Origin of the sequence: Aeromonas sp. 55A (genome assembly GCF_051919665.1) — a bacterium.
Lineage (GTDB): Bacteria > Pseudomonadota > Gammaproteobacteria > Enterobacterales > Aeromonadaceae > Aeromonas > Aeromonas veronii.
On the sequence record NZ_JBQBEH010000008.1, the window covers coordinates 543,415 to 568,259 of the forward strand.

Annotated in this window: 23 protein-coding genes and 1 pseudogene; 10 read left to right on the forward strand and 14 right to left on the reverse strand. The window is 59.6% G+C overall.

What is annotated here, in order from left to right; all coding sequences use genetic code 11:
- The first annotated feature begins 73 nt into the window (after positions 1 to 73).
- The 3 genes from ACTG2G_RS06405 to ACTG2G_RS06415 all read left to right on the forward strand — a co-directional run bounded on the left by ACTG2G_RS06405 (position 74) and on the right by ACTG2G_RS06415 (position 4,928).
- Positions 74 to 2,011 carry a methyl-accepting chemotaxis protein gene (locus tag ACTG2G_RS06405; RefSeq protein ID WP_421387206.1) on the forward strand — a complete coding sequence of 646 codons (1,938 nt, stop codon included), beginning with the start codon at positions 74 to 76 and terminating at the stop codon, positions 2,009 to 2,011.
- Between the two features lie 502 nt (positions 2,012 to 2,513).
- The gene (locus tag ACTG2G_RS06410) at positions 2,514 to 3,959 is read left to right on the forward strand and encodes an OprD family outer membrane porin (protein ID WP_421387207.1); all 1,446 of its coding nucleotides are present in this window, start codon (positions 2,514 to 2,516) and stop codon (positions 3,957 to 3,959) included.
- 141 nt (positions 3,960 to 4,100) lie between these two features.
- The gene (locus tag ACTG2G_RS06415) at positions 4,101 to 4,928 is read left to right on the forward strand and encodes an SDR family oxidoreductase (RefSeq protein ID WP_421387208.1); all 828 of its coding nucleotides are present in this window, start codon (positions 4,101 to 4,103) and stop codon (positions 4,926 to 4,928) included.
- A 92-nt stretch (positions 4,929 to 5,020) separates the two neighbouring features.
- Here ACTG2G_RS06415 and ACTG2G_RS06420 read toward each other — a convergent pair whose 3' ends face one another.
- Positions 5,021 to 5,353, reverse strand: coding sequence for a DUF1904 family protein (locus tag ACTG2G_RS06420; protein WP_019446286.1), 333 nt, complete (start codon positions 5,351 to 5,353; stop codon positions 5,021 to 5,023).
- Positions 5,354 to 5,441: 88 nt separating this feature from the next.
- On the opposite strand from ACTG2G_RS06420, the gene ACTG2G_RS06425 reads away from it, so the two are divergent.
- The 4 genes from ACTG2G_RS06425 to ACTG2G_RS06440 all read left to right on the forward strand — a co-directional run bounded on the left by ACTG2G_RS06425 (position 5,442) and on the right by ACTG2G_RS06440 (position 9,033).
- On the forward strand, positions 5,442 to 6,344 hold the full coding sequence (locus ACTG2G_RS06425) for a TraB/GumN family protein (protein WP_421387209.1): 903 nt from the start codon (positions 5,442 to 5,444) through the stop codon (positions 6,342 to 6,344).
- A gap of 121 nt (positions 6,345 to 6,465) precedes the next feature.
- Positions 6,466 to 6,645, forward strand: coding sequence for a DUF3149 domain-containing protein (locus ACTG2G_RS06430; protein WP_005338733.1), 180 nt, complete (start codon positions 6,466 to 6,468; stop codon positions 6,643 to 6,645).
- Positions 6,646 to 6,834: 189 nt separating this feature from the next.
- On the forward strand, positions 6,835 to 7,416 hold the full coding sequence (gene smrA / locus ACTG2G_RS06435; protein WP_005338734.1) for a DNA endonuclease SmrA: 582 nt from the start codon (positions 6,835 to 6,837) through the stop codon (positions 7,414 to 7,416).
- Between the two features lie 138 nt (positions 7,417 to 7,554).
- Positions 7,555 to 9,033, forward strand: coding sequence for a carboxypeptidase M32 (locus ACTG2G_RS06440; RefSeq protein WP_439985296.1), 1,479 nt, complete (start codon positions 7,555 to 7,557; stop codon positions 9,031 to 9,033).
- A 119-nt stretch (positions 9,034 to 9,152) separates the two neighbouring features.
- Here ACTG2G_RS06440 and ACTG2G_RS06445 read toward each other — a convergent pair whose 3' ends face one another.
- From ACTG2G_RS06445 to ACTG2G_RS06470, 6 genes are all read right to left on the reverse strand, one after another.
- Positions 9,153 to 9,554: a VOC family protein gene (locus ACTG2G_RS06445; protein WP_159143128.1), complete on the reverse strand. Its 402-nt coding sequence runs from the start codon at positions 9,552 to 9,554 to the stop codon at positions 9,153 to 9,155.
- Positions 9,555 to 9,648: 94 nt separating this feature from the next.
- Positions 9,649 to 11,280: a DUF7305 domain-containing protein gene (locus tag ACTG2G_RS06450; protein WP_266134159.1), complete on the reverse strand. Its 1,632-nt coding sequence runs from the start codon at positions 11,278 to 11,280 to the stop codon at positions 9,649 to 9,651.
- A complete protein-coding gene (locus ACTG2G_RS06455) occupies positions 11,277 to 11,825 on the reverse strand; it encodes a PilW family protein (RefSeq protein WP_042656732.1) in 549 nt (182 codons plus the stop codon). Before ACTG2G_RS06455 ends, ACTG2G_RS06450 begins: the two co-directional genes overlap by 4 nt.
- The gene (locus tag ACTG2G_RS06460; protein WP_421387211.1) at positions 11,819 to 12,211 is read right to left on the reverse strand and encodes a type IV pilus modification PilV family protein; all 393 of its coding nucleotides are present in this window, start codon (positions 12,209 to 12,211) and stop codon (positions 11,819 to 11,821) included. The genes ACTG2G_RS06455 and ACTG2G_RS06460 overlap by 7 nt, the downstream gene beginning before the upstream one ends.
- Positions 12,208 to 12,627, reverse strand: coding sequence for a GspH/FimT family pseudopilin (locus ACTG2G_RS06465; protein WP_421387212.1), 420 nt, complete (start codon positions 12,625 to 12,627; stop codon positions 12,208 to 12,210). Before ACTG2G_RS06465 ends, ACTG2G_RS06460 begins: the two co-directional genes overlap by 4 nt.
- A gap of 1 nt (position 12,628) precedes the next feature.
- Positions 12,629 to 13,018: a type IV pilin protein gene (locus ACTG2G_RS06470; RefSeq protein ID WP_159143118.1), complete on the reverse strand. Its 390-nt coding sequence runs from the start codon at positions 13,016 to 13,018 to the stop codon at positions 12,629 to 12,631.
- A gap of 409 nt (positions 13,019 to 13,427) precedes the next feature.
- On the opposite strand from ACTG2G_RS06470, the gene ACTG2G_RS06475 reads away from it, so the two are divergent.
- Both ACTG2G_RS06475 and ACTG2G_RS06480 read left to right on the forward strand, forming a co-directional pair.
- Entirely contained in the window at positions 13,428 to 14,972 is a 1,545-nt protein-coding gene (locus ACTG2G_RS06475; protein WP_421387213.1) for an AlkA N-terminal domain-containing protein, read from the forward strand.
- The gene (locus ACTG2G_RS06480) at positions 14,969 to 15,442 is read left to right on the forward strand and encodes a methylated-DNA--[protein]-cysteine S-methyltransferase (protein ID WP_421252017.1); all 474 of its coding nucleotides are present in this window, start codon (positions 14,969 to 14,971) and stop codon (positions 15,440 to 15,442) included. Before ACTG2G_RS06475 ends, ACTG2G_RS06480 begins: the two co-directional genes overlap by 4 nt.
- A 66-nt stretch (positions 15,443 to 15,508) precedes the next feature.
- Here ACTG2G_RS06480 and ACTG2G_RS06485 read toward each other — a convergent pair whose 3' ends face one another.
- The 3 genes from ACTG2G_RS06485 to ACTG2G_RS06495 form a co-directional block, all read right to left on the reverse strand.
- A complete protein-coding gene (locus ACTG2G_RS06485; RefSeq protein ID WP_421387214.1) occupies positions 15,509 to 17,368 on the reverse strand; it encodes a peptidase U32 family protein in 1,860 nt (619 codons plus the stop codon).
- 97 nt (positions 17,369 to 17,465) lie between these two features.
- The gene (locus ACTG2G_RS06490) at positions 17,466 to 18,074 is read right to left on the reverse strand and encodes a LysE family translocator (RefSeq protein ID WP_043822802.1); all 609 of its coding nucleotides are present in this window, start codon (positions 18,072 to 18,074) and stop codon (positions 17,466 to 17,468) included.
- A 128-nt stretch (positions 18,075 to 18,202) separates the two neighbouring features.
- Complete coding sequence (locus ACTG2G_RS06495; RefSeq protein ID WP_421387216.1) at positions 18,203 to 19,144, reverse strand: LysR family transcriptional regulator; 942 nt, start codon at positions 19,142 to 19,144, stop codon at positions 18,203 to 18,205.
- A 226-nt stretch (positions 19,145 to 19,370) separates the two neighbouring features.
- On the opposite strand from ACTG2G_RS06495, the gene ACTG2G_RS06500 reads away from it, so the two are divergent.
- Positions 19,371 to 20,459: a ketoacyl-ACP synthase III gene (locus ACTG2G_RS06500; protein WP_184234440.1), complete on the forward strand. Its 1,089-nt coding sequence runs from the start codon at positions 19,371 to 19,373 to the stop codon at positions 20,457 to 20,459.
- A gap of 226 nt (positions 20,460 to 20,685) precedes the next feature.
- Here ACTG2G_RS06500 and pnp read toward each other — a convergent pair.
- The 4 genes and pseudogenes from pnp to rbfA form a co-directional block, all read right to left on the reverse strand.
- Positions 20,686 to 22,826, reverse strand: a pseudogene (pnp, locus tag ACTG2G_RS06505) (polyribonucleotide nucleotidyltransferase).
- Between the two features lie 167 nt (positions 22,827 to 22,993).
- On the reverse strand, positions 22,994 to 23,263 hold the full coding sequence (rpsO, locus tag ACTG2G_RS06510) for a 30S ribosomal protein S15 (protein ID WP_005338797.1): 270 nt from the start codon (positions 23,261 to 23,263) through the stop codon (positions 22,994 to 22,996).
- A gap of 144 nt (positions 23,264 to 23,407) precedes the next feature.
- Complete coding sequence (gene truB / locus ACTG2G_RS06515; RefSeq protein WP_005338798.1) at positions 23,408 to 24,358, reverse strand: tRNA pseudouridine(55) synthase TruB; 951 nt, start codon at positions 24,356 to 24,358, stop codon at positions 23,408 to 23,410.
- 1 nt (position 24,359) lies between these two features.
- On the reverse strand, positions 24,360 to 24,797 hold the full coding sequence (rbfA, locus tag ACTG2G_RS06520) for a 30S ribosome-binding factor RbfA (protein WP_005338799.1): 438 nt from the start codon (positions 24,795 to 24,797) through the stop codon (positions 24,360 to 24,362).
- Positions 24,798 to 24,845: the final 48 nt, after the last annotated feature.

The following is a 24,845-nucleotide window of genomic DNA, read 5'->3' on the forward strand; positions in this document are numbered from 1 at the left end:
CATAAAAACGCCATCATCCCTGTTTAGGCTCTGGCCACGCTCCCCCATGGTCTGTGCTGACAGGAATTACCCCGTGAAAATCGCCCATTACGCCACCCTATCCTCCCTTGTTTTGTTACTGGTTGCGGGAGGACAGGCGCTGGCCCTCTACCACGGCTGGCAACAGCTTGCCCATACCAATCAGGCCCAGCATCAGCACGAGACGCTGCAACAACTGGTGACAGTGACCCTGCAAAACAGCCTGCGTGACTATCTCAACAGCGGCGATCCACAACAACTGACCGCGGCGGAGAAGATCCGCCAGCAAGCGCTCTCCTCGCTGGCCGCTCAGGACGATGCCGTGGCGGCCCCGCTCAGACAGCAACTCGAACAGATGGCGCAGCGCATCGCGCACGACTATCAGGCCGCAGGCAAGCTCTCGGGCAACAGCCAGCTGCTGCTGCAAAATGCGGAGAGTGAGCTGGGCAGCCAGGCCATGGCGCTGATCCGCTATGGGGAGCAAGGCGCCAGCACGGAACAATCTGCCGCAGCACAGCAATATCGCAGGGGGGCGAGTGAGATCCTGGCGGGCCTGCCGCGCCTCGCCCATTTGCGCCAAAGCTATATGGAACAGGGCAATGAGAAGCTGCTCGAAGGGATCCGCTTCGAGCTGGAGGCACTGCAAAAACAGGCGCAAGCACTGCAAGCCTTGCCGCTGCTCAGCCTGTATGAAGAGGCGCCTGCCGATGAGTTCACCTTGGGGGAGCCGGTACGCAAGGAAGTGGGAGATCAACCGCGCAGCGAATTACGCTCGCTGCTGGGCCGCTATCCGCAGGAGCTGGCCAACAGCCGCACGGCCCTACAACAGCAACAGGCTGGCCGCCAGACCGTGCAGCAAGACATCATGACGATGTTGCAAGCGACCAGGCAGATGGGGGAACAACTTGCCCGCGAACGGCAAGCCGTCAATCAGGAGCTGGCCACCATCCTCGGCACGCTGGCGCTCTGTCTGGTGATAGTCGCCCTGCTGTTTGCGCTGGTGCAACGACGCTGGCTACTCGCCCCCTTGTTGCGACTGCGCGGAGCCTTTATGCAGCTCGATCAGACAGGGCAGGCCGAGCCGTTGCCTGCCGGGCGCGATCGCAACGAACTGGCTGATATCGTTGCCAGCTACAATCGGCTGATCGGTCGTCTGCAACAGGATCAGCAACAAAAAGAGGGGCAGCTGTCAGCGGTATCCCTCAGTCTGCAAGGGATGGTCAGTCAGGTTGACGAGATCCACCACAGCACCCGCACCACCGAACAGGTGGTCGACGAGAGCGGCCAGATGATGGATGAGCTGAACCAGCTGGCAGGAGAGGTCCATCAGGTCGCCGCCGACATCGCCCAGCATGCCCACCATAACGAACAGGCGATGAGCCAGAGCGAAGATCTGGTGGGGAGCATGCTGCACGCCACTCATCAGACCGGACTGGCGATTGACGAGAGCGATGAGGCGCTGCAAGCCCTTACCCGCTCGGTTGCCGATGTGACGGCCATTGTCGATGTGATCGGTCATATCGCTCAGCAGACCAACTTGCTGGCCCTCAACGCCGCCATCGAAGCGGCCCGCGCAGGGGAACAGGGACGCGGTTTTGCCGTGGTTGCCGATGAAGTGCGCCACCTCTCAGCGAATACCCAGCAATCCCTCAACCAGATCACCGATATTCTGGGGCGCCTGACCCAATCCGGTGAACAGCTTGGCACTGTACTGAACCGGATCACCAGCGAGTCAAGCCGCCAGCGGGCGCAGGCGGAACAACTGCGTCAGACCACCCAGGCGGTGCGGGAGATCGCCCGCAACACCGCAGTGATCGCCCTGCAAGGCGCCGACAACGCCAAAAGTCAGGAACACAAGCTGGCCAGTTTTGCCGATCTGATCACCCGTATCCATCAGCATGCCCGTCAGGTGAGTCAGCTCTCGGTGCAGGTCTCCTCCCATATCCACCATCAGGCGCAGCAGATCCCCCGCATCCTCGGCCAGCAAGGCTGAACCCTATTCGCCCCGCCTCCCCACCAGATCACTTTCCCTCAACCAGAGGGAAAGTTTTTTTGTAGCACAAAATTATCTGTTATCGGCAGGTTAACCGACACCTCTTCCGCCGTACCGGATGAAAACCCGCACTGGCGCTGGTCGCAGCCTCAAGAAAACGCTCTCATCACCGTGATACCTGCCATGAGGCTGTTTACGACCTTGCCCATGATTATTTGCACTCGGTCATACTTTTGAAACGTTGAGGGAACTTTTCATTGATATTTCGCACCGCGAACGTACTCTTGGGGTTGTCCGATAGCCAAGAATCGGAACATAAAAAAACAACATGTGATGATCAGGACTGCCAACTACAGATGTGCCAAGACATCCGGGTTTGCAGGTAGCCAAGACAAGATTTTTTGCCCTTCGGGGTTTTGATTGCAATGCCAATACCGAGCGGTAGGCCCGATGCCAACTGCCGGAAAAAAAAGCTAAGTCCATAAAATCAGGAGCAATAAAAATGGAAAAAGTGATCTTCAAGCGCGCCGCTTTGAGTGCCGCTGTGGTAGCCGCTCTGGTCGCCCCCGGTATGGCGTTGGCAGCTCAGGACATGATGAGCCCGGAATACGGCCAGTCCTATGAAACCTTCGTTAAAGACTCCAAACTGACCGGCGGTCTGTTCTACTTCCAGCGTGATCGCGACCGCAAAGATACTGGCGGCACAGGTGAGTACGCATCCAATCTGAGTCACGCAACGACTCAAGCCGCACTGAACTTTAACTCCGGTTACGCCTGGAATGTCGTTGGATTGGACTTGGGTGGCTATGGTGCCTATGACCTCACCGATGATCGCTCTCCGGCCAACCAAGAGAATGAATTTTCTTTTGCCGGTAGAAACTGGGATAACAACTTTAAAGATGGAAATGCCGGCAACGGTTTTAGCGTCACTAACGCAGCTCTGAAGTTCAAATTTGGTGACAGTGTTACAGCCAAAGGCGGCTATACCCAGCTCTATGTTCCAGGCGTTATCGGTGTTAACTGGTCTTATCAGCCGGGCACCTACCGTGGTGGTCAAGTCGAAGGCAACTTTGGCGGTCTCTACCTGACCTACGCCATCGCAGATGAATACAAAGCACCATGGTTCAAAGAAACCCAGAGCTTCTCACGCGCAAAATCCAAACCATGGATCACGACTGGTTATAGCCCGCAAGAAGAACAATACAAGATCGATTACATCCATGGTATCGCTGCTCGTTATACCTTCGAAAATGGCACTGCTGTAACCGGTTCTTTCGGTCAATCCAAAGACTATATGGATAGCTACCACTTCAAACTGGCTCACAAGTTTGATGTGATTGGCGGTCTCTCCACCAGCTACCAATTCTACGGTTCCGAAACTTCTGACTTTGATGCAAGTGCCGTTGCTGGCGGCGATTCAGGCAAGACCTACGATGGTCTGGCATGGCAACAAGCGCTGACAGCGGCCTGGGGCATGGGCCCGTACGGCTTCCGTCTCGAAGGTCTGTGGACCAAAGCTGAGGGTGATGAAGGCAACTACTTGCCCCGTCTGACCCGTGGCTATGCCAACTCCCAGGGTGCCAACGAAATTTGGTGGGACTCCCGCTCTGACTGGAACGCCAACAACGAGAAAGCGCTGTTCTTCGGTGTGACTCGTTCTCTGGATGATCTGGTGGGCGCTCCTGGCTGGTCCGTCGGTGTATCCGGTGCTTACGGTTGGGATATTGAAGACGGTCAAGGCAAGAAGCACGCTTCCGGTGAAGATACCGAATGGGCTGCCAACTTCGATGTCAGCTATACCGTACAGGATGGCAAGCTGAAGGGCACCCTGTTCAAGCTTCACTACACCGACTACAACAACGATCTGCCTAGCTGGGCATACCCGAACGTATTTGCGTCAGAGAAAGACGTCAAGTTCCACATCATCATGCCGCTTACCTTCATGTAATCAGGCAATACGATGTCAGCAAACCGGGCCACTTGGCCCGGTTTTCTTTTTGCCGGTTGACAGGCTAACATGCGAGCCGGATAGGGATTTTATCCACTCACCAGCCCTCACGCTTTTGTCAGCAGTCACAAGGACGCCATCATGCCCCGTTTTGTTTTGATCACCGGTTGTTCCAGCGGTATTGGCCTCGCCGCCGCACAGGCGCTCGGGCAGCACGGTTTTACCGTGATCGCTTCGGCGCGCAAGGCGGAAGATGTGGCCCGTCTGCAGCAACAGGGATTGCTGGCAGTACAGCTGGATCTGGCGGACCCTGCTTCCATCGAGCTGGGTGCCAGTGCGGCGCTCCATCTGGCAGGCGGGCGCCTCTATGGCCTGTTCAACAATGGGGCTTATGGCCAACCCGGGGCGCTGGAAGATCTGCCCACCGAAGCGCTCAGGGAGCAGTTCAATACCAACCTGTTTGGCTGGCACCATCTGATCCGTCAGGTGCTGCCGCCGATGCTGGAGGCCAAAGAGGGGCGGATAGTACAGAACAGCTCGGTTCTGGGACTGGTTGCCATGAGGTATCGTGGCGCCTATAACGCCAGCAAATTTGCGCTGGAAGGTTATAGCGATACCCTGCGCCTCGAACTGGCGGGTAGCGGGGTACATATCAGCCTGATTGAACCGGGCCCCATCGATACCCGTTTTCGTGCCAATGCCCGCAGCGCCTTCTTGCGCCACATCGATCCGGCTCAGAGCCGTCATCAGTTAGCCTACCGCCAGACCCTGACGCGGCTGGAAAAAGAGGGGGCCACCAGCGGTTTTACCCTCCCGAGCGAAGCCTGCATCCCGCCGCTGCTCCATGCGCTGACCCACGCCCATCCCAAGGCACGCTATCCGGTGACCACTCCGACCCGGCTGTTTGCCTTCCTGCGACGGGTATTGCCCACTCGCTGGCTCGATAAACTGCTGGTCAAATCGGCCTGATCCCGTGATTGGCGACCAAGTACCCGGTCGCCCAAGTGGCGTTAGCCGGGTAGCGGCGTCACCCGCCCCACCAACCTGGTTTGTCCCTCTCTTCAATAGTGCTCGCCATTGCTGTAGTAGGCGCTCTTGACCAGAGGGATCACCTGCACCACCACATAGGTCTGCTCCCCCAGCACCCGTTTCAAATGGCGCGTGATAAGGCGCGCGGCGGCGTCCTGCATCTCTTGTGGCCGCTCGAACCAGTGCAGCTCGACAAACGGAAAACCCGCCTCGGGCTCGCCGTTGCGTATCCAGCAGCTATCAATCCGCTCCATGGTGACAAACTCCGGCTTGCCGCCGGTCAGCTCGCAAAGCTCGGCCAGCAGCGGGCCGCTCAGCTGTTGCAGGGTCTCGAGCGTCACGGCGCGAAAACGAAGATGGGGCATGGCAAACCTCTTGGTTATCTGAAATGAGGACTTATCATAGGAGTTATTGTCAGCAAGAGAAGTCACCCGGCGCACATTAAGGATCCCCATGAGATTTCATCGCACCCTCTTTGCCTTTCTGATCTGCCTGCTGCTACCGCTGCACGCCTTTGCCGATCCCGCGTTCTATCGGGTGAGCAAGGGCAACCAGCAACACTGGCTGCTGGGCTCCATCCATGCGGGCAAACCAGCCCTCTATCCTCTGCCCGAGCCGGTGGAGCGTGCCTGGCTGCAGAGTCACGCACTGGTGATGGAGGTGGACATGAACAGCATCACGCCGGATCAGTGGCAACAAACCGGCTCCCTCACCCGACTGGTGGATGGCAAGCCGCTCAAGGATCATCTGCCTGCCGAGCTCTATCAACGCACCCTGATGGCGGGCGCCCGCTATGGCATCGACGAGGCGACCCTCGCCACCCTGCGCCCCTGGTTTGCCGCCATTACCCTGACCCAGGCCGCCATGGCCCGCTCCGACTTCAAGAGTGAACTCGGGATAGACCAGCACTTTGCCGTCCGGGCCGCCAAAGAGGGCAAACCGGTAGTGGGTTTTGAAACCCTGCTGGAGCAGCTCGGTTATCTGGCCAGCGTGGGTGACAACCAGACCCTGATGCTCGCCAGCACCCTGGATGAGCTACCGATGCTGGAGAGTGGTTTCGCCGCCGTGATGAAGGCGTGGCAGCAGGGAGATGAGGCGACGCTGATCAATCTGCTCAAGGAGGAGATGGCCCCGCCCGCGCTACAGAGCTGGATGGAGCAGACCCTACTGGCCGAGCGCAACCATAACTGGCTGAAAAAATGGTCCACCCTGCCCAACGAGAGCTTTATCGTGGTAGGCGCCATGCACCTTTACGGCGAACAGGGGTTGCTGGCGTTGCTGGAGCAGCAGGGGTGGCGCATTACCCCGCTCACCACACCGGGCCCTGTGCAGGCTCGGTCGCAAGGAGTCCAGTGAGAACGATCACAGATCGCGCTGGTTATTAAACAACCTGCAAGGGAGTTGATCGGGATCATCTCGGACGGGACAAAGAGGTATTTATCATACCTGTCATCAACCGGGTGACAGGAGCAATAAAATGGATTTTTGGCTGGACCTGATGTTTGGCAACAGCGTGGGATTGATGTCGATGCTGGTGATTATCGGCACCTTCTTGCTCATCAGCTCTTACGCGGCCTACTTCATCTACAAGGTGATGCACTCGCAACCGCCTCATTCACAGCAACCCCATTCTCAACAACCCAAAGAGGGCAAATAATCCTCTGACCACAGGCGGCAGTTCACACTGACCGCCTGTGCTGCTTTATGGTTCGCGACTGTGATTCCCGGGCCAAGCTGCACTGGTATCCATGCTGGGCCTCCCTTATCCCCCTCCCCCCTTTCCCCGTTTTCTGTGCCGGTTGCGACCGTTATAATGACCCCCACTTTTTCTTATGGGGAGCCTGCCGTGTCTCATAACGACGAACTCTCGCTATTCATGAATGAAGTGGCCGACGTGCGGCCCATTCGCAGCGACAACATCCATCCCCATGCGGCCAAATCCGCCCCGACCGAGGCGCAGCTCGCTCGCCGCCAGGCTGCCACTGCCGAACAACTCGCCCTCGACCACCTCACCATGGAGGCCATCGAGATGCGCGATCCGCACGAAATCGTCGGCTTCAAACGCGATGGGGTGCAGGAGGGGGTCTACAAGAAGCTGCGGCTCGGCAAATACGAGCTGCAGGCCAGCCTGGACTTGCACCAGAAAACCCTCAACGAAGCGCGCCAGACGCTGGTGCAGTTCATTGCGGATTGTGAAGTCCGGGATATCCGCTGCCTGCTTATTCTGCACGGCAAGGGGGAGCGCAGCACCCCACGCGCCCTGCTGAAAAGCTATGTGAGCGCCTGGTTGCCGCAACTGCCCGCCGTCATGGCGATCCACAGCGCAGAGCGTCGCCACGGCGGCAGCGGCGCGCTCTATGTGCTGCTGCGCAAAAGCGAACGCAAAAAAGCGGAAAACCGCGAACGGCACCAGAAGCGGCTCGGCTAATCCGCGTTTCGCCCCCACGCCTTTGGCCCGCCTGCGTGAAGGTGGTCAACTATACAGCGGCGGTGTTAGCATCGAACGGCCCCGAGCATGCCAGGTACGGGGCGGCATACCATCAGGGACGATAATAAGGACAATCCCATGTCATATCAAAAGCTTGAACAACATCAGCAACAGATCCACCGCTTTAGCCACCTCGCCGCCATCTGCGGCTGGGATCAGGCGGCCATGATGCCGGAGGGGGGCAACGATGCTCGCGCCGAAGCGATGGCCGAACTCGGTCTGCTGATCCACCAGAAGCGTACCGCCCCCGAGCTGGGTGACTGGATTGCCAGGGCCGAGAGCGAACCGCTCGATGAAGTGCAACGTGCCAACCTCGGCGAGATCAAGCGCCAGTGGCAAGATGCCAGCCTGCTGCCCGGTGAGCTGGTCGAAGCGCTATCGCTCGCTGGCAGCAAGTGCGAGCACGCCTGGCGCAGCCAGCGCAAGAACAACGACTGGGCCGGTTTTGCCCCCAATCTCGAGGAGGTGGTGAAACTCTCCAGTGAAGTGGCGCAACTGCGGGCCGATGCCCTTGGCGTGCGCCCCTACGACGCCATGCTGGCGCTCTATGAGCCGGGCATGACCAGCGCACGGCTCGATCAGATCTTCGGCGATCTCGCCAGCTGGCTGCCGGCTCTTATCCAGACCGTGAGTGAACAGCAGAAGGGCGATGCCCTGCTGCTGCCGCAAGGCCCCTTCCCCATCCCCACCCAGCAAGCGCTCGGTCAGGAGGTGATGGGACTGCTCGGCTTTGATTTCGCCCACGGCCGCCTCGATGTGAGCAGTCACCCCTTCTGTGGCGGCGTGCCGACCGACGTGCGGATCACCACCCGCTATAACGAGCAGGAGTTTGTCTCCAGCCTGATGGGCATAGTGCACGAGACCGGTCACGCCCGTTACGAGCAGGGGCTGCCGCGCCATCTGCTGGGTCAGCCGGTGGCCGAAGCGCGCTCCATGGCGATCCACGAGAGTCAGAGCCTGTTTTGCGAGATGCAGCTGGGGCATCATCCGGCCTTCCTCGCGCTGCTGGCACCACGCATTCGTCACCACTTCGGCGAGCAGGCGGCGTTTGCGCCGGACAATCTGGCCAAGCTCTACAGCAGGGTCGAGCCGGGCTTTATCCGGGTCGATGCAGACGAGGTGACTTATCCGGCCCACGTTATCCTGCGCTACGAGCTGGAGCGCGATCTGGTGGAAGGGAAGATCGAGGTGGCCGATATCCCCGAGCTGTGGGACACCAAGATGCAGCAGTGGCTGGGGCTCTCCACCAAGGGCAACTACCGCAATGGCTGCATGCAAGATATTCACTGGACCGACGGCTCGTTCGGCTACTTCCCGAGCTACACCCTGGGCGCCATGTATGCCGCCCAGCTGCGTTTTGCCCTCGAGAAAGAGCTGGGCAGCATGGGGGAGGTGATCGCGGCGGGTCGCTTGCCGGAGATCTTCGGCTGGCTCGGGCGCCAGATCTGGTCACAGGGGAGCCTGCACAGCACCGACGAGCTGGTGCGCCGCGCCACCGGTGAAGCGCTCAACCCGCACTGGCTGCGCCAGCATCTGGAACAGCGTTATCTGAAGTGATGCTTGCTACACGGGTAACAAAAGACGGGGGCCCTTTTAGTTGACCACTACAGGGCCCCGTTTTTATGGCGGTGCATGGCACAGCACGCCGCCACAACCATGCTGTAAAAAGAGAAAATTCAGAGAGGATCAGGGGAACCCAGCAACTCGCGCAGTTGCAGGATATTGCCCTCAGGGTCGAAGGCGTTGCGCACCACAAAGCCGGGCCCCGTCCACTGCTGTGGCAGCAGGCCGCCGCCGAGATCCGCCGCCTTCGCTTCTGCCCAGGCGAGGCTGGAGACGGTGAAGAACAGCTTGATGGCCCCCTCTTCCCGCAATTCCGGCGGCCGCTTGATAACAACTTGCCCGGTATAAGGCTCGGGAATGGCGTGGATCAGCAGCTGGATATCGCTGTTTTCCAGCACCACCAACTGCTCATCCTGACTGCAGACCACCATCTGCAGCAATGTACGGTAAAAGTGGGTCAGCAGGCCCGGATCCTTGGCATAGATCAGGGCACCGGCACGAGCTGGGCCTGGCATGGAGCACTCCTCAACAGTGAACGACTGGGTGGACAGATCTCCACCTTCTCACAGTTGCGCGCCCCATTCGATCCTTTTTAGCGGCTCGCCAGCCTCACTGCACAAAGTGCCACTGCCGCAGTGCCAACGTCGGAGGCGGCCCCTGATCGTCCCCCAGATCTGCCATGCCCAGCGCCTCGTCATAGTGCACACCGCCCGCACCGCTCTCGGTCAGGTGCTTGGCACGCACCGCCCCGTACAGACCGCCACTTCCGCTGATCTTCATCTCGGTGAGCGGGGCATAGAGAGCGGCATAGAGCGGCGTATTGCCCGACAGCTTGACCCCATCCTTGCCGCTATACGCGGAATAGATGGAGATAGCGGGCGTACCGCCAGCGGTCAGCCCCTGTTTGGCTGCCGTCACCTCGGCACCGGCCCCAAGATCGACCTTGCCGCTGACGATCAGGGTCAGGCTGCTCCCCTCGCTCACCGTCAACTTGTTGCTGCCTGTCATGGTGAAATCCTTGTCGATCAGCAGCACCACATCCCCCTTGATGGTGAGCTTGGCATCGGCCCCCATATTGAGGCTGTCGAGCTTGTAAATAGTCTGTTCCTTGCCAAACAGCTCCCCTTTGCCGGGGAACGGTAGCCCGGGCTTGTGCTGGTTGCTGCTGGTTACCGAGCCGGTGGAGGGATCCGTGGTCAGCACCATCTGCTGGGTGGCCCCGAGCGTCAGCGGGCCATTGATGGGCAGCGTTGCAGGGGGGAACGATTTGGGCAACGCGGCCACATTGAGCGGGTCACACACCTGCCCGGCCACAGGCGGTAGCTTGGGATGAGTTCGGTATTGGGGATCCAGATACTTCTGATGCTTGGCATCAAGGAATGCCCCGTTCCCACCATAGTTCAACTTGTCGTCAGCAATGCTTGTGCCATGACCCATAGAAACATCACCATTGATCGCAACAGCTCCGGCAATATGCCCCCCTTGCAAGGCAAAATTTCCACTCCCGTTTACGCTGCCCTCAACCCTGACCACCCCATCAGAGGGAGAAATGGTGATGTCGCCACCAGCAAGTACATTACCCGCAACAGGTGAAGAACCGTTCAAGGTCACCGAGCCGGTCGCCCGCACATCACCCCAGATGGGGGAGTGCCCGGCGAGCACCACATTGGCCTTGTCGCTGACGGTCGCCACCTTGGCGTTCTGCCCCTGATTAAGAGTCCCGGAAACAGACTCCTTGTACGCCCCCTTGCGCGAATCGTAGCTGTCGATAAAACCGCTCCCAGAGAGGCTCAACCCTTCACACGCCACCACCGAATCCTGAAAGATGAGATTGCCCGGCTCGCGCTTGAGGGCAAACAGGGCGTTGAGGCTGGCATTGCCCTCCAGATAACGGCCATGGCTCTGCAACGCCAACTTGCTGCCTGTAGAGGCATCCAGCTGATCGATGCGAAAGCGGCTGCCCGCCATGGCCCCTTCCCCCTTGCCAGGCACCTTCTGCACCAGTTGATCCCACTCTATCCGTGGTTCGGCGCCGAGCGCCTGATGCAGGGCGCGATAACTGTCGTTCATCCCCTGCTCGGCACTGAGCTGCGCATTGATCTTCTTGTGAAAATTGCCGCTCAGGCGGGTTTGCAGCTGATTCTCCTGAATGCTGGTAAACACCAGCAGGCTCGACAGCAGGCTCACCACCAGCACCACCAGCAATACGGCTCCCCGCTGCCCCTGCAATCCCTTGTTCATCCTGCTCCTCCTGCACCGGATGTGGCCAGTGCTGCCGCCCAGACCGCCTTGCGGCGTGCCACCTGCACCTCGACCCCCGGCGCCAGATAGCTGGGCAGCCCTTCGGGCAAGATGCGGATATTGACCAACGCACCCTGCTGGCCGAATTCAAGATCCTGAAGATGGGCCAGCAACAGACGCGGGCCATCCCCGTCATCGCAACTGAGTACCGGCGGCGTGAAGCGGTACTGCTCGGTAAAATCGGCGGTTTTCTGGTTGCCAAGGCAGGAGAGCACCTGACTGCCCCCTTCCACCTTGAACGCCAGCGTCAGGCGATCAGGGGTGACCGCTATCAGCTGATCCGCCTGCTTGATGCTGTTGGTAAAGGTGAGAGTGGCAAAGCGCAGCACCTCGTTCGCCTGCTCCAACGCCTTGCTCTGCTCGACCGTGCTCTTGATGGGCACGTAACCGGCAAAAATCGCCAGCATCAGCATCAGACCGAGCACCATGGAGATCATCAGCTCGACGAGACTGACACCTCGCTGTCGGAAGGGAACGTTCAGCATAGTGGTGGAAATCCTGCGTTCAGCTCCACCCGCTTGGCGCCGGAGACCCGCTCATCCTGCCACTCGATAGCGACCACAAAGTTGTCGCTATAACGGTTCGGTAGCACCAGCCGGTGGCCCTCGAGCAGGGTGAAGCGGGCAAGAAAATCGCCCTGGGTGAACCGCTCCGGCTTGCGCTGCACTTCGCACAGCGAACCCCAGATCTGCTCCACACTGTTGCTCGCCTCAATCGTGGCCAACGTACTCTGCAGGCTATAGTGCGCCTGCTGCAACGAGACCACCTGCCCCTTGGCGAGACCGAGAAACACCATCACCGCCAACACCATGGAGACCATGATCTCCACCAGATTGAAACCCTGCTGGCGAGCAAGTGCGGTGTGTCTCATGAGCAGCTCCCTTGCAGCAGCTGGCCGCTCGGGGCCACGCAGAGCACCCGCTGCTCACCGAGGCGATTGGCCAGAATGATCTCGGCGTGGCTGCTACTGCCGGTTGGCGCGATCTTGATGGGGTCAAACGGCTTGATCACCACGCCGCCAGCAGGTGCTGCCGTCTGACGCAGCAACTTGCTGTCAGCCATCACCTCCCAGCCACCGTTCTCGGTGCCCTGCAGTACCACCGGCAGGGTCAGCTTGACCGCTTCGCTGCGGGCAAAGCGGTAGGCTGACGCGAGCTCGGTCGCACTGCGATCGAGTCGTTCGGCCGCGAGGCGCTGACTCATGGAGGGCAACCCGACTAGCAGCAAAATAGCGGCGATGCCGACCGTGATCATCAACTCAATCAGAGTAAATCCGCGCACGTTCATCTTATGATCCCCAGCAGTCATGGCGATTGGCCGCGCGATAACCGGTCTGATCGAGGGTCAGAGTGCCGCATTCATCCTGTTGTCGCGTCGTTGGAATGGCTTTGAGCAGATAGTCGCCAGCATCTTGCTGGCTGTAGCTGAACTGGTAGAAATCCGTGTTGGAAGGGGTGGCAAACGTGGCGGGATAACGCCCCTGTTGGGTATAGATACGTTCGAGGGCGAGCGCCTGCTCCAGCAATTGCTGCTGTGCTTCGTAACGACGTCCCTGTTGCAGATAACCCTGATACGCTGGCAACGCGATGGCTGCGAGAATGCTGACAACCGTCATGGCGATCAACAACTCGATCAGACTAAACCCCCGGCAATGGGGCCATGCCTTACAGTCGTTCACTTATCATCCTTGGCAAGTGTTGTTATTGGTCGGCCTTGAGCCGCAGATGTGATGACTTAATAATCACCAGAAATTAACCGACTCAATTGAACAACACAAAATCACCACATTCAATGTAAAAAAGATAATTATGTGATCTTTTATTAATTTATAAGCAGTTTTCGCCGCCACTAATCTCGCTAAGCAAATAAAGCTAGACCAATCGAGCCTCCGACCCCATCCGTTATGAGCTCTTCTGCCGAGCATTGCCAAATGGACAACAACGGAGCGAAGAGTGAAACCCAACCGTGCAACGAAAGAGTAAAAAAACCTTTCGCCAATTTTTGCTATCCCTGTCCGTTTCTGGCTAGTCATGGCCCCCGAGCCCCCTTACTCTCTTGCCATCTATTCCAGCAAAGCCGCCAACACCATGAATGCAAAGCCCAGCCCAGAGTCGTCACCGGATGAGGTGATCAACACCCTCAGCCGTGAACAGTGTCACGCCGCACGGCTCGCCCGCGACGCTCGCTTTGATGGCCGTTTTTTTACCGGCGTCATCTCGACCGGCATCTACTGCCGGCCAGTCTGCCCGGCACGGCCACCGCACGAGCACAATGTGCGCTACTTCCAAAGCGCCGCGGCCGCCGAGCAGTATGGGCTGCGACCCTGCCTGCGCTGCCGTCCTGAGCTGGCCCCCGCCGCCCGTGGCGATCTGCCGGTTGAACTGGCACGTCTGCTGGCACGCATCGATCGCGGCGAGCTGGCGGAAGGCACGCTCGCCAAACTGGCCACTGAGGCAGGGATAAGCGAACGCACCCTGCGCCGCCAGTTCGAGCAGCACCTCGGCGCCTCGCCAAAACAGGTGGAGCAGACGCGCCGCCTGCTGCTCGCGAAACGGCTGCTGACTGAAACCGGGCTGCCCATTACCGACATCGCGTTTGCCGCCGGATTTGCCAGCATCCGCCGCTTCAATGACGCCTGGCTCAACGCATACGGACTGGCCCCACGCACCCTGCGCCAGCAGGAGCAGCACGCTGACGCGCCAGAACACATAAGTGCGGAGCCGCGCGGCGCCCCCCTGACCCTGCAACTGCCCTATCGCCCCCCGTATGACGTAGCGGCCATGCTGGCGTTCTACCGGATGCGGGCAATCCCGGGGCTGGAGCGGGTAGATGGCGAGGTGTATGAGCGGCGCTACCGGGTCGGCGATCGGGTCGCGCTGGTGCGCATCGCGCAGGGCAAGGGGCATAGCCTGCAGCTTACCGTCCATGATCTGCCGCTCGCGGCGCTGCCCGATCTGCTCTATCGAGTGCGCCGGATGTGGGATCTCGATGCCGATATGCAGCGGATCGGTGATCTGCTCGGTCAGGATCCGCTGCTCGCCCGCTTGCAAGCGCGCTGGCCCGGCGTACGGCTGCCTGGTGGCTGGGATGAGTACGAAGTAATGCTGCGCGCCATCGTCGGCCAACAGGTCTCGGTCAAGGGGGCCATCACCATACTCGGGCGACTGGTGGCCCGCACCGAGGCGCAATTCGGGGTGGCGCAACTGCCGACCCCCGCTCAGTTGTGCGAACTCGATCTCGACGGTATCGGCATGCCCGGCAGCCGTATTCGCACCCTGCGGGGCTTGGCACAGGCGCTGGCCAGCGGCGAGCTGACCCTCACGACAGCCAGTGACGAGCAGTTGCTGGCGCTGCCGGGCATAGGCCCCTGGACGGTCTCTTACTGGCGGCTGCGCTGCGGGATGGATACCGACGCCTTCCCCGCTTCCGATCTGGTGCTGCAAAAGGCACTCGGAGGCGGCACCAAGCTGCCGGTGAAAGAGGTGTTGGCGCAAAGCACAGCATGGCAGCCGTGGCGCAGCTACGCGGCCAGCTGGCTGTGGCACGCCATGAGTGAAGCGCCCAATTTGCTGATCCATGCCACCAGCAACGAAAACCAGCCAGATAACCAACAACAGGAGATAACCCCATGATCCGCTACGATACCCTGCCGACCCGCTGTGGCGATCTGCTGGTCGCCATCAATGAATCGGGTCTGATACACGTGGACTTTGTGGCGGGCCTGCGGGCACAGCCCGATATGAGCGGCTGGCTACAAGAGCGCGAGGCGCTGGCCCCCTTCCTCGCCGAGTTTGACGCCTATTTTGCCGGTCGCTTGCAGCGCTTCTCCCTGCCCCTTGCCGCCCGTGGCACTGCTTTTCAACAAGCTGTGTGGCAAGCGCTGTGCGACATCCCCTACGGCGAAACTCGCAGCTACAGCGATATTGCCCGAGCCATTGGCAAACCGGATGCGGTGCGAGCAGTGGGCGCGGCAAACGGCCGCAATCCACTCTCGATCATCATTCCCTGCCATCGGGTAATCGGCCAAAACGGCAGCCTGACCGGCTATGCGGGGGGATTGGAGATTAAAAAAACGCTGCTGGCGCTGGAGAGGGACAATTAAAGGAGGGTAGGCAGAGAACCTGCGATAAAAATTGCCCCTTTCCGGATGGAGAAAGGGGCTCATTGATCAGCGTTTCAGGCTGCCCATCACATGCATTTCGCAGCGGTTGCAGTCAAAACGCAGGCGGAAGGTGTCTTTGCCCATTTTGAGTTCCAACGGCTCGGCCTTGAGACCGGGCACCTCGTTCGGGCAGAGGTTCTGGCTATAGCGGATGCAATGCTTGGTGATCATCAGCACCACTTCCCGCTCCTCCTTGTTCGCCTCATAGGCGGGAGCAATGCGCTCCACCCCGTGTTCGCGGAAGAACTGCTCGGCCGCGCTGTTCAGCACGTTGCCAAGGTAGGAGAGACGGTGCTGGGGATAGTTGATATCCCGCAGGGCGATACGTCGCTCGGGGCGCTGGTAGCTGGCCACCCGCGCCGCCTCCAGCGCAGCGATGCCATCCCGGCGCAAACCGTTGAGCTGTGATGCGGCGATAAATAGCGGGTGAGTGAATGCCAACTCAATCTTGCGCGCCATAAACAGGGTATTGCCGAGTTTACCAAGCTGATCCCGCGCCTGTTGCAGCGCCCGCTCCGGATTGTCGGCAGACTGTTTGTCGCAAGGCAAGATCACTGCGGCACTGATGCCCTGCTCGTCGGTGAGCGTGAGGCTCACGCCCTCATCGCACTCTGCCAGCACCATATCGACCCGGATGCGGCGATCCGCGCTCGCCTTCTCCAGCATCTTGCTGAACGCCTGATCGTGGTTGCGGTAGATTTCGGTCCCCACCTTTAGCCCCGGCATGCGTTCTGACAGGAGTAACAGCTTACCTTCGACCTTGTTGAGGCGCATACCCACCAGCTCGTTATTCGGCTTGAAGAAGCCCAAACCGTCGCCGTTGTTGAGGGTGACCGGTTTGCCATCGATCTCGATACCGTCACGGGTCACCTTGGTGACACGCCCCAGCGGTTCACCCACATATTTAGGGCTTTTGGTGGAATCGATCCCCTGCTGGCGGCCATGGAGGAAGTAGTCGGTGCTGCCGCGGTTGAAGCTCTTCTTGGGGTCAGGCGTGAAGCTGTAGCTGCAACGACCCGCAGAGGCGGCTACCAGATCGGAGCGGCTATCCAGAATGGCGTCCAGCTTCTGGCGATACCAGGCGGTGACGTTCTTGACGTAGTCGAGCCCCTTGAGGCGCCCTTCAATTTTGAAGGAGCGGATCCCCGCCTCGATCAAGGCCTCTAGGTTGTCAGTCTGATCCATATCCTTGAGTGACAGCAGGTGGCTGTCGGCCACCAGCACTTCACCGTCCGGCTTTTGCAGCGAGCAGGGCAGACGGCAGAGCTGGGCACACTCGCCACGGTTGGCGCTGCGGCCGGTACGGGCATGGCTGATATTGCACTGGCCGCTGTAGGAGACACAGAGAGCGCCGTGGATAAAGAACTCCAGCTGCACATTGCTCGCCGCGCTGATCTCGCGGATCTGCGCAAGAGACAGTTCGCGCGCCAGCACCACCTGAGAGAAACCCACATCCTGCAGAAACTTCACCTTCTCCGGCGTGCGGTTGTCGGTCTGGGTACTGGCATGAAGCGCGATGGGTGGCAGATCGAGGGCCAGCAGCCCCATATCCTGCACAATCAGCGCATCGGCACCGGCTTCGTAGATCTGGTGGGTCAGCCGCCGGGCCTGCTCCAGCTCGTGATCGTGCAGCAGGGTGTTGAAGGCGACAAAGACCTGGGCGCCGAAACGGTGGGCGTGGCGCGCCAGCGCCTCGATATCCTCGATGGAGTTGCCCGCCGCACTGCGGGCGCCAAAGGCCGGCCCCCCCATGTAGACGGCATCGGCACCATGGTTGATGGCTTCGATGCCGTAGGCGAGGTTCTTGGCCGGAGCCAGCAGCTCCAACCGGTTGTTGTGGCTTAACGGGTGCTTGTTCTGGTGCATGGTCTCGGGATCAGGGCGGACAGCAAATGGGCGCTACTCTAGCCCATTCACCACCCGCGTGCCTTGATCCCGCTTAAGGTATCCGAAAAATGCAGGATTAGATAACCACCTTGAGTGCCAGTCCCAGCAGCACCAAGCCGCTCACCTTATCGATCACAAAGGATTTGGCTTTAAGCCACGCCAGCACCGGCCCGCGCGAGAGCACCAGTGCCACCAGCACGTACCAGACGGCATCGATCCCGCCCGCGGTTAGCATCATGATGCCCCCTTCGCTCCAGCCGGTATCGGCCCGCACAAACTGGCTGAACAGAGCGATGAAGAAAACCGCCAGCTGGGGGTTAAGGAAGGCAACCATAAAACCTTCAAAGGCACCTTGCCGACCGCGCAACTGGTGCACCTCTTCACTCGCTTCACCACTGGCTGGTTTTGCCAGCAGGGCTTTCATCCCGAGCCAGGCAAGAAATGCGGCGCCGCCGTAGCGGATCAGATCAAACAGGATAGGGGTCTGGGTGATCAGAATGGAGAGGCCAAGCGCGGTGACCAGCGCATAGATACCAACCCCGAGGCCATGACCAAGCGCAGTGGCGACGCCGTGCCCCTGCCCACCCTGCACCGTGTTGCGGATGATCAGCGCCAGACTCGGCCCCGGGCTGATGGCGCCCATCACGCAGATTGCGGCCAGTGCCAGCCAACTCGTCAGTTCCATGCATTTCCTCTTTATATACTCGATATGATGACCTGCATTCAGGGTACCGGCTGAGCCATTATGCCAGTAGTGAAAGTTATGAATAGAACCCATAACCCATGGCTATAACGCCACACAACTGACCGAGGCTAACCGCCGAGATCGAGCAGCTTGCGACTCTCGCCGACGGTACGTTGCAGGTGATCCCGCAGGAATGGGTAGGCCAGCTCGCGAAACCAGCGGTGGGCCGGATCCTGATGATGGCGCTGGTGCCACAGCAGATGATACTGCTGGTCGCGGGTAGCAAAGGGCAGGTCGACAAAGGTGAGCTCATGGCCGCAGGAGAGCTGCCAGGCGATATGAGCCGGGGTGGTCATCAGACAATCAGTGCGCAGCAACACCTCTACTGCCGCCTGAAAGAAGGGAACGCTGGCAAACCAGCGCCGACTCAGTCCCTGCGGTGCCAACACCTGCTCAACCGGACTGTCTTTGTCGCCTCCCCCGCTCACCTGCAGGTGAGGCCAGGCGAGATAGTCATCGAGACTCAGCGCCTTGCCCACCAGCGGGTGATGACGTCCCATCAACACCGCCAGCCGATCTTCCCCCTGATGCAAACCACGGATCTGATCCGGTACCAGCTCGGTGATGGTAGAGACCAGATCGAGCTCGGACTGCCACAGCTGCGGCAGCTGACGCTTGTCCCACAGGCTGTACTCCAGCGCCGCCAACGGCGCCTCTTTGGCGAGCGCGGCACAGATATCGGGCAGGATATGCTGAGCCACATAATCGGAGGAGGCGAGCCGAAATACCCGCTCGCAGCGGCTCGGGTCAAATCCGGGCGCCTCGTAGAGCCGCTCAAGCGCACCGAGAGAATCCGCCAGTTGAGCGGCCAGCACTTCGGCCCGTGGCGTCAGCAGCCAGCGTTGCCCCTCCCGCACCAGCAAGTCATCGCCAAACTCGCTGCGCAACTGGGCAAGCTGCTTGCTGATGGAGGGCTGACTCAGGTGCAACAGCTCGGCGGCGCGGCTGATATTGCGGATCTCCAGCAACACCTTGAGGGTCGGCAACAAGTTGAGATTGGCTCTGAGCAAGGAGATACCCTCATCGGTGGCGAAATGCCTATCTTAGGGCAGAGGAGTCCCGCGTTTTAAGCAAAATTTCCTGCCATGTTCAGCACGTTGCGGCCCTTTGCGACCAGATGGCACAGCGGTTCCCCCCGCACATAACCATGACCACAAGATGACAGTGGTTGTCTCGTACGGCATAATTGCACGATTTTCCGCCCGCGGGCGATCCACTTTGAGAAGCGGTAACAAGATGAAATACGCCAATATCACCGGCTGGGGCAAATGCCTGCCTCCCTCCGTGCTGACCAACGATGACCTCAGCACCATCATGGATACGTCAGACGAGTGGATCTATCCGCGCACCGGCATCAAGGCCCGCCGGATCTCCCATGTCAGTACCTCGGATCTCGCCACCCTGGCCGGTCGCCGCGCGCTGGCTTGTGCCGGTCTGGAAGCCAGCGATCTCGATGGCATCATCCTGGCCACCGCCACCCCGGACAACCTGCTGCCAAGCGCCGCCTCTGCGGTGCAGAAGAAGCTCGGCGCCGTCAACGCCGCCGTGTTTGATCTCAACGCTGCTTGTACCGGTTTTGTCTACTCCCTCTCGGTCGCCACCTCGCTGGTGCAGACCGGCATGATGAAGAAGGTGCTGGTGATTGGTGCCGAGCGCCTCACCTACCTGCTGGACTGGGCACGCCGCGATACCGCCGTGCTGTTTGGCGATGGTGCCGGTGCCGTGGTGATCGAGGCAAGCGAACAGGAGTGTGGCCTGATCGCCAACAAGCTCGGCTGTGACAGCGAAGCCCGAGAGATCCTGCACGTACCGAACTTCGGTACCGATCGGGTGCGTTTTGCCGATATCGATGGGCTGTTCACCTTCAACTTCGAAGGGCCGGAGATCTTCAAACGCGCCGTGCGCGGCATGGGTGAGGCCACCAGCACTGTGCTGGCGCAGGCCGGTATTGCGCCGGAGCAGGTCGACCTGATCGTTCCCCATCAGGCCAATATCCGCATCATCGAGACCCTCGCCAAGCGGATGAATGCGCCGATGGAGAAGGTGATGGTCAACATCGAAAACTACGGCAACACCTCCGCCGCCACTGTGCCCATCGCCCTGTGTGAAGCGCTGGAGCAGGGCCGCGTCAAGCCGAACTCCTATCTGCTGACCGCCGCTTTCGGTGCCGGCCTGACCTGGGGTGCCGCCATCATCAAGTGGGGCGATCGTGTTACCCCTATCAACAAGTGCGAGGCCGAGTTGCCACCGTGCGACCAGAGCGCACTGGAACTGATTGCTCACGCCGTCGAAGGGTGTCAGAAGGCCCACGCCAACGAGGCCTGATCCTTATCAGGAGCCTGAATCCTCAGGCTCCTTTCTCCCACCCCGTTCTCCCTCCCCCTTCGCGATACTTTTCTAACCTGACCTCTTGAGGCTCCGGCAATGCCCACCACATCCTGAGCAAAGAGCCAACTTCGGCGTGATGAGTCTGAGCGCATAAAAAAGTCCGGCGCCCCAAAGGGCGCCGGACTTTTTACTGCAACCGGAGAACCCGGTTCAGGAGGACAGATTACTCTGCGGCAGGCGCTTCGGCAGCAACCGGAGCATCAGCAGCCGGGGCTGCATCAGCCGGAGCGTTCGCTTCCTTGATGGAGAGACGTACGCGGCCCTGACGGTCCACTTCCAGTACCTTCACCTTGACCACGTCACCGATGGTCAGATGGTCAGCCACGTTCTGCACGCGAGCGTCGGTGATCTGGGAGATGTGTACCAGACCATCTTTGCCCGGCAGAATGTTGACGAATGCACCAAAATCGGCCAGACGGACAACTTTACCTTCATAGATGCGGTTCACTTCGATCTCGGCGGTGATGGCCTCGATGCGACGGATCGCTTCCATGGCAGCTTCGTTGGCCACGGCGGAGATACGTACAGTACCGTCATCATCCAGCTCGATGTTGGTGCCGGTCTCTTCGGTCAGCGCACGGATCACGGAACCACCCTTACCGATCACGTCCTTGATCTTCTCAGGATTGATCTTGATGGTGTGGATACGCGGTGCGAAATCAGAGATCTGGGCACGGGGAGCCTGGATTGCTTCATCCATCACTTTGAGGATGTGCAGACGGGCGCCACGAGCTTGCTTCAGGGCAATCTCCATGATCTCTTTGGTGATGCCTTCGATCTTGATGTCCATCTGCAGCGCGGTCACACCTTCGGTGGTACCGGCTACTTTGAAGTCCATGTCGCCCAGATGATCTTCGTCACCCAGAATGTCGGACAGCACGACGAAACCTTCTTCTTCCTTCACCAGACCCATGGCGATACCGGCAACGGAGGCCTTGATCGGCACACCGGCATCCATCAGCGCCAGAGAGGAACCACAGACAGACGCCATGGAGGAGGAACCGTTGGATTCGGTAATTTCAGAGACCACGCGCACCACGTACGGGAACTCGGCGGCGCTCGGCATCACGGCAGCAACGCCGCGCTTGGCCAGACGGCCGTGACCGATTTCACGACGCTTCGGGCTACCCATCATGCCGGTCTCACCGACACAGTATGGTGGGAAGTTGTAGTGCAGCATGAAGCGATCGGCACGGTTGCCGGTCAGCTCGTCGATGTTCTGGGCATCACGCTCGGTACCCAGAGTGGCGACCACGATGGCCTGAGTTTCACCACGGGTGAACAGGGCAGAACCGTGGGCACGGGGCAGAATACCGGTACCTACGCTCAGGGCGCGGATCATTTCCGGATCGCGACCATCGATACGCGGCTCACCACGTACTACGCGACCACGAACGATGCGGCTTTCCAGGCTGTGGAACTCTTCGCCGATCTTCTTGGCATCTTCTTCCACGCCGGACGCGATAACTTGCTCAACCACACGACCCTTGATGGCCGCGATGGTTTCGTAACGAACTGCCTTCTCGGTGATGCGGTAGGCTTCACCCAGTTCGGCGCTCGCCAGCTCGGCAACCTTGGCTTTCAGAGCTTCGTTGACGGCAGGCGGAGTCCAGTCCCACGGCTTGGTGCCGACGGCAGCGGCAAACTCGTTGATCGCATTGATCACGGTCTGCATCTGCTCGTGACCGTATACCACGGCGCCCAGCATCACTTCTTCGGAGAGGATGGCCGCTTCGGACTCAACCATCAGCACGGCATTGGCAGTACCGGCAACCACCAGATCCAGATCGCTCTGCGGCAGTTCGGTAGTGGTCGGGTTCAGCACATACTGACCGTTCATGTAACCCACGCGAGCAGCACCGATCGGGCCGCCAAACGGGATACCGGAGATGGCCAGTGCAGCAGAGGCACCGATCATGGCAACGATGTCGGGGGATACGGCCGGATTCACGGACATTACGGTCGCAACGACCTGAACCTCATTGAGGAAGCCTTCCGGGAACAGCGGACGAATAGGACGGTCGATCAGACGGGAGATGAGGTCTCGCCTTCGCTCGGACGGCCTTCACGACGGAAGAAACCACCCGGGATACGACCAGCAGCATAGGTACGCTCCTGGTAGTTGACGGTCAGCGGGAAGAAATCACGGCCGTGATCGGCCTCTTTCTTGCCGACTACGGTCACAAATACGCAGGTATCGTCCATGCTGACCATAACGGCCGCAGTGGCTTGACGGGCCATCACACCGGTTTCCAGAGTGACGGTGTGTTGACCGTACTGGAATGACTTTACAATAGGATTCACGTGAATTTCCTTTTTACAATTTGGCTCTTTAAATTCGCGCACAAGTATACTTGATTCGATGCAAAAGGTAAGCGGTGACGCGAATTCTGTGAGGCAGGCAACGGCTTGAAGAGCAATAAAAAAGGGGAACCTGACGGTTCCCCTTTTTCGCGAAATCTGATGGTCGATTAACGACGCAGACCCAGCTTGGCGATCAGAGCAGCATAACGCTCGGAATCTTTACGTTTCAGGTAGTCCAGCAGCTTACGACGCTGGGAAACCATGCGCAGCAGACCGCGACGACCGTGGTGGTCCTTGGAGTGCTCTTTGAAGTGACCTTGCAGATGGTTGATCTGGGCAGTCAGCAGGGCAACTTGCACTTCGGGGGAACCGGTGTCGTTGGCGCAACGAGCGTTGTCAGCAACGATTTGAGCTTTGATCTCAGCATTTAGAGACATGGTAATACTCCAGTAGAGTGTTTAAAGGTTCACAGCCAATCTCTAATTCAGCCGTGAAATGAGGGCGGTATCATAATCGTCCCCGCCCCTTTTCGCAACGATAAAGAGGCGAAACGGGAAAGACGTGCTGATACCGCCTGAGGATCACTCCTCGTCGTGATAACGCACCAGTCGCTTGGGAGCGACGCGGCCATCATCATCAATCTCGCCAACCCCGATGAACTCGCGCTCCGGGCCGACCGTCATGCGAACCTGACCGCTTTGCGGCGCACCCGCCACCTGCACGGCCTGGCCCTGATTCACATAGGCAGCCACAACCGCCAGCATGTTCACCTCGGGCAAGCTTGCCACGGCGGTGTCCATCGGCAACAACAGCGGATCCAGCTGCTCGCGCGGCGGGATGCTCTCGGCCTTGGCCTGCTCGAAGATGCACTCGAGTTGCTCCAGAGTCAGCATCCGCTCGTACGGATAGCTGGCCACCTGGGTACGGCGCAACTGGGTCACGTGGGCGCCACAGCCCAGCACTTCACCCAGGTCATCCACCAGAGAGCGGATGTAGGTGCCTTTGCTGCAGTGCACTTCAAGGCGCACTTCATCACCTTCAAAGCTCAGCAGTTTGAGCTCGAATACGGTGATGGGACGGGCTTCTCGCTCGATCTCGATGCCTTCGCGGGCATATTCGTAGAGCGGACGGCCGTTGTGCTTGAGCGCGGAGTACATGGAGGGCACCTGCATGATGGGGCCGCGGAACTGGTCCAGCGCCTCGATCAGGGTACCGACAGCCACATTCACCGGACGGGTGGAGACCACCTCACCATCAGAGTCGCTGGTGTTGGTGCGCTCGCCCAGTTTGGCGGTCACCTCATAGCGTTTGTCCGCTTCCAGCAGATACTGGGAGAACTTGGTGGCCTCGCCGAGGCAGATCGGCAGCATGCCGGTCGCCAGCGGATCCAGTGCGCCGGTGTGACCGGCCTTGGCGGCGTTGTAGATGCGCTTGACCTTCTGCAACACATCGTTGGAGGTCAGGCCGGTCGGCTTGTCCAGCAGCAGAATGCCGTGCACATCACGGCCCTTGAAACGACGTCTTCGGGTCATCTCAGGCTTTATCCTCAGTCGTGTCATCCGGTGCGGATTCAGCTTCTTCGTCACGGCCGGATTCGGCCATGCGACGCTTGTCTTCACGCACAGTGTTGGTCACCAGGTTGGAGAGACGCATCCCCTCGACCAGGGTCTGGTCGTAGTAGAAACGCAGCTCGGGCACCACGCGCAGACGCATGGCACTGCCCAGCAGACTACGGATATATCCGGCTGCTTCGGTCAGACCCTGCAAGCCTTCCTTGATGCGCTCGGCATCATTTTCCAGCTGCAAGAAGGTGACGTAAATCTTGGCATAGTTGAGGTCACGGGACACTTCCACATCGGAAACGGTCACCATGCCGATGCGCGGGTCTTTCACCTCGCGCTGCAGGATCAGCGCAATTTCACGCTGGATCTGCTGTCCGACCCGACGGGTCCGGCTGAATTCTCTGGCCATATTCTATCCTGCGATAAAAGGGGGCCGCGGCCCCCTATTTTGTCTAAC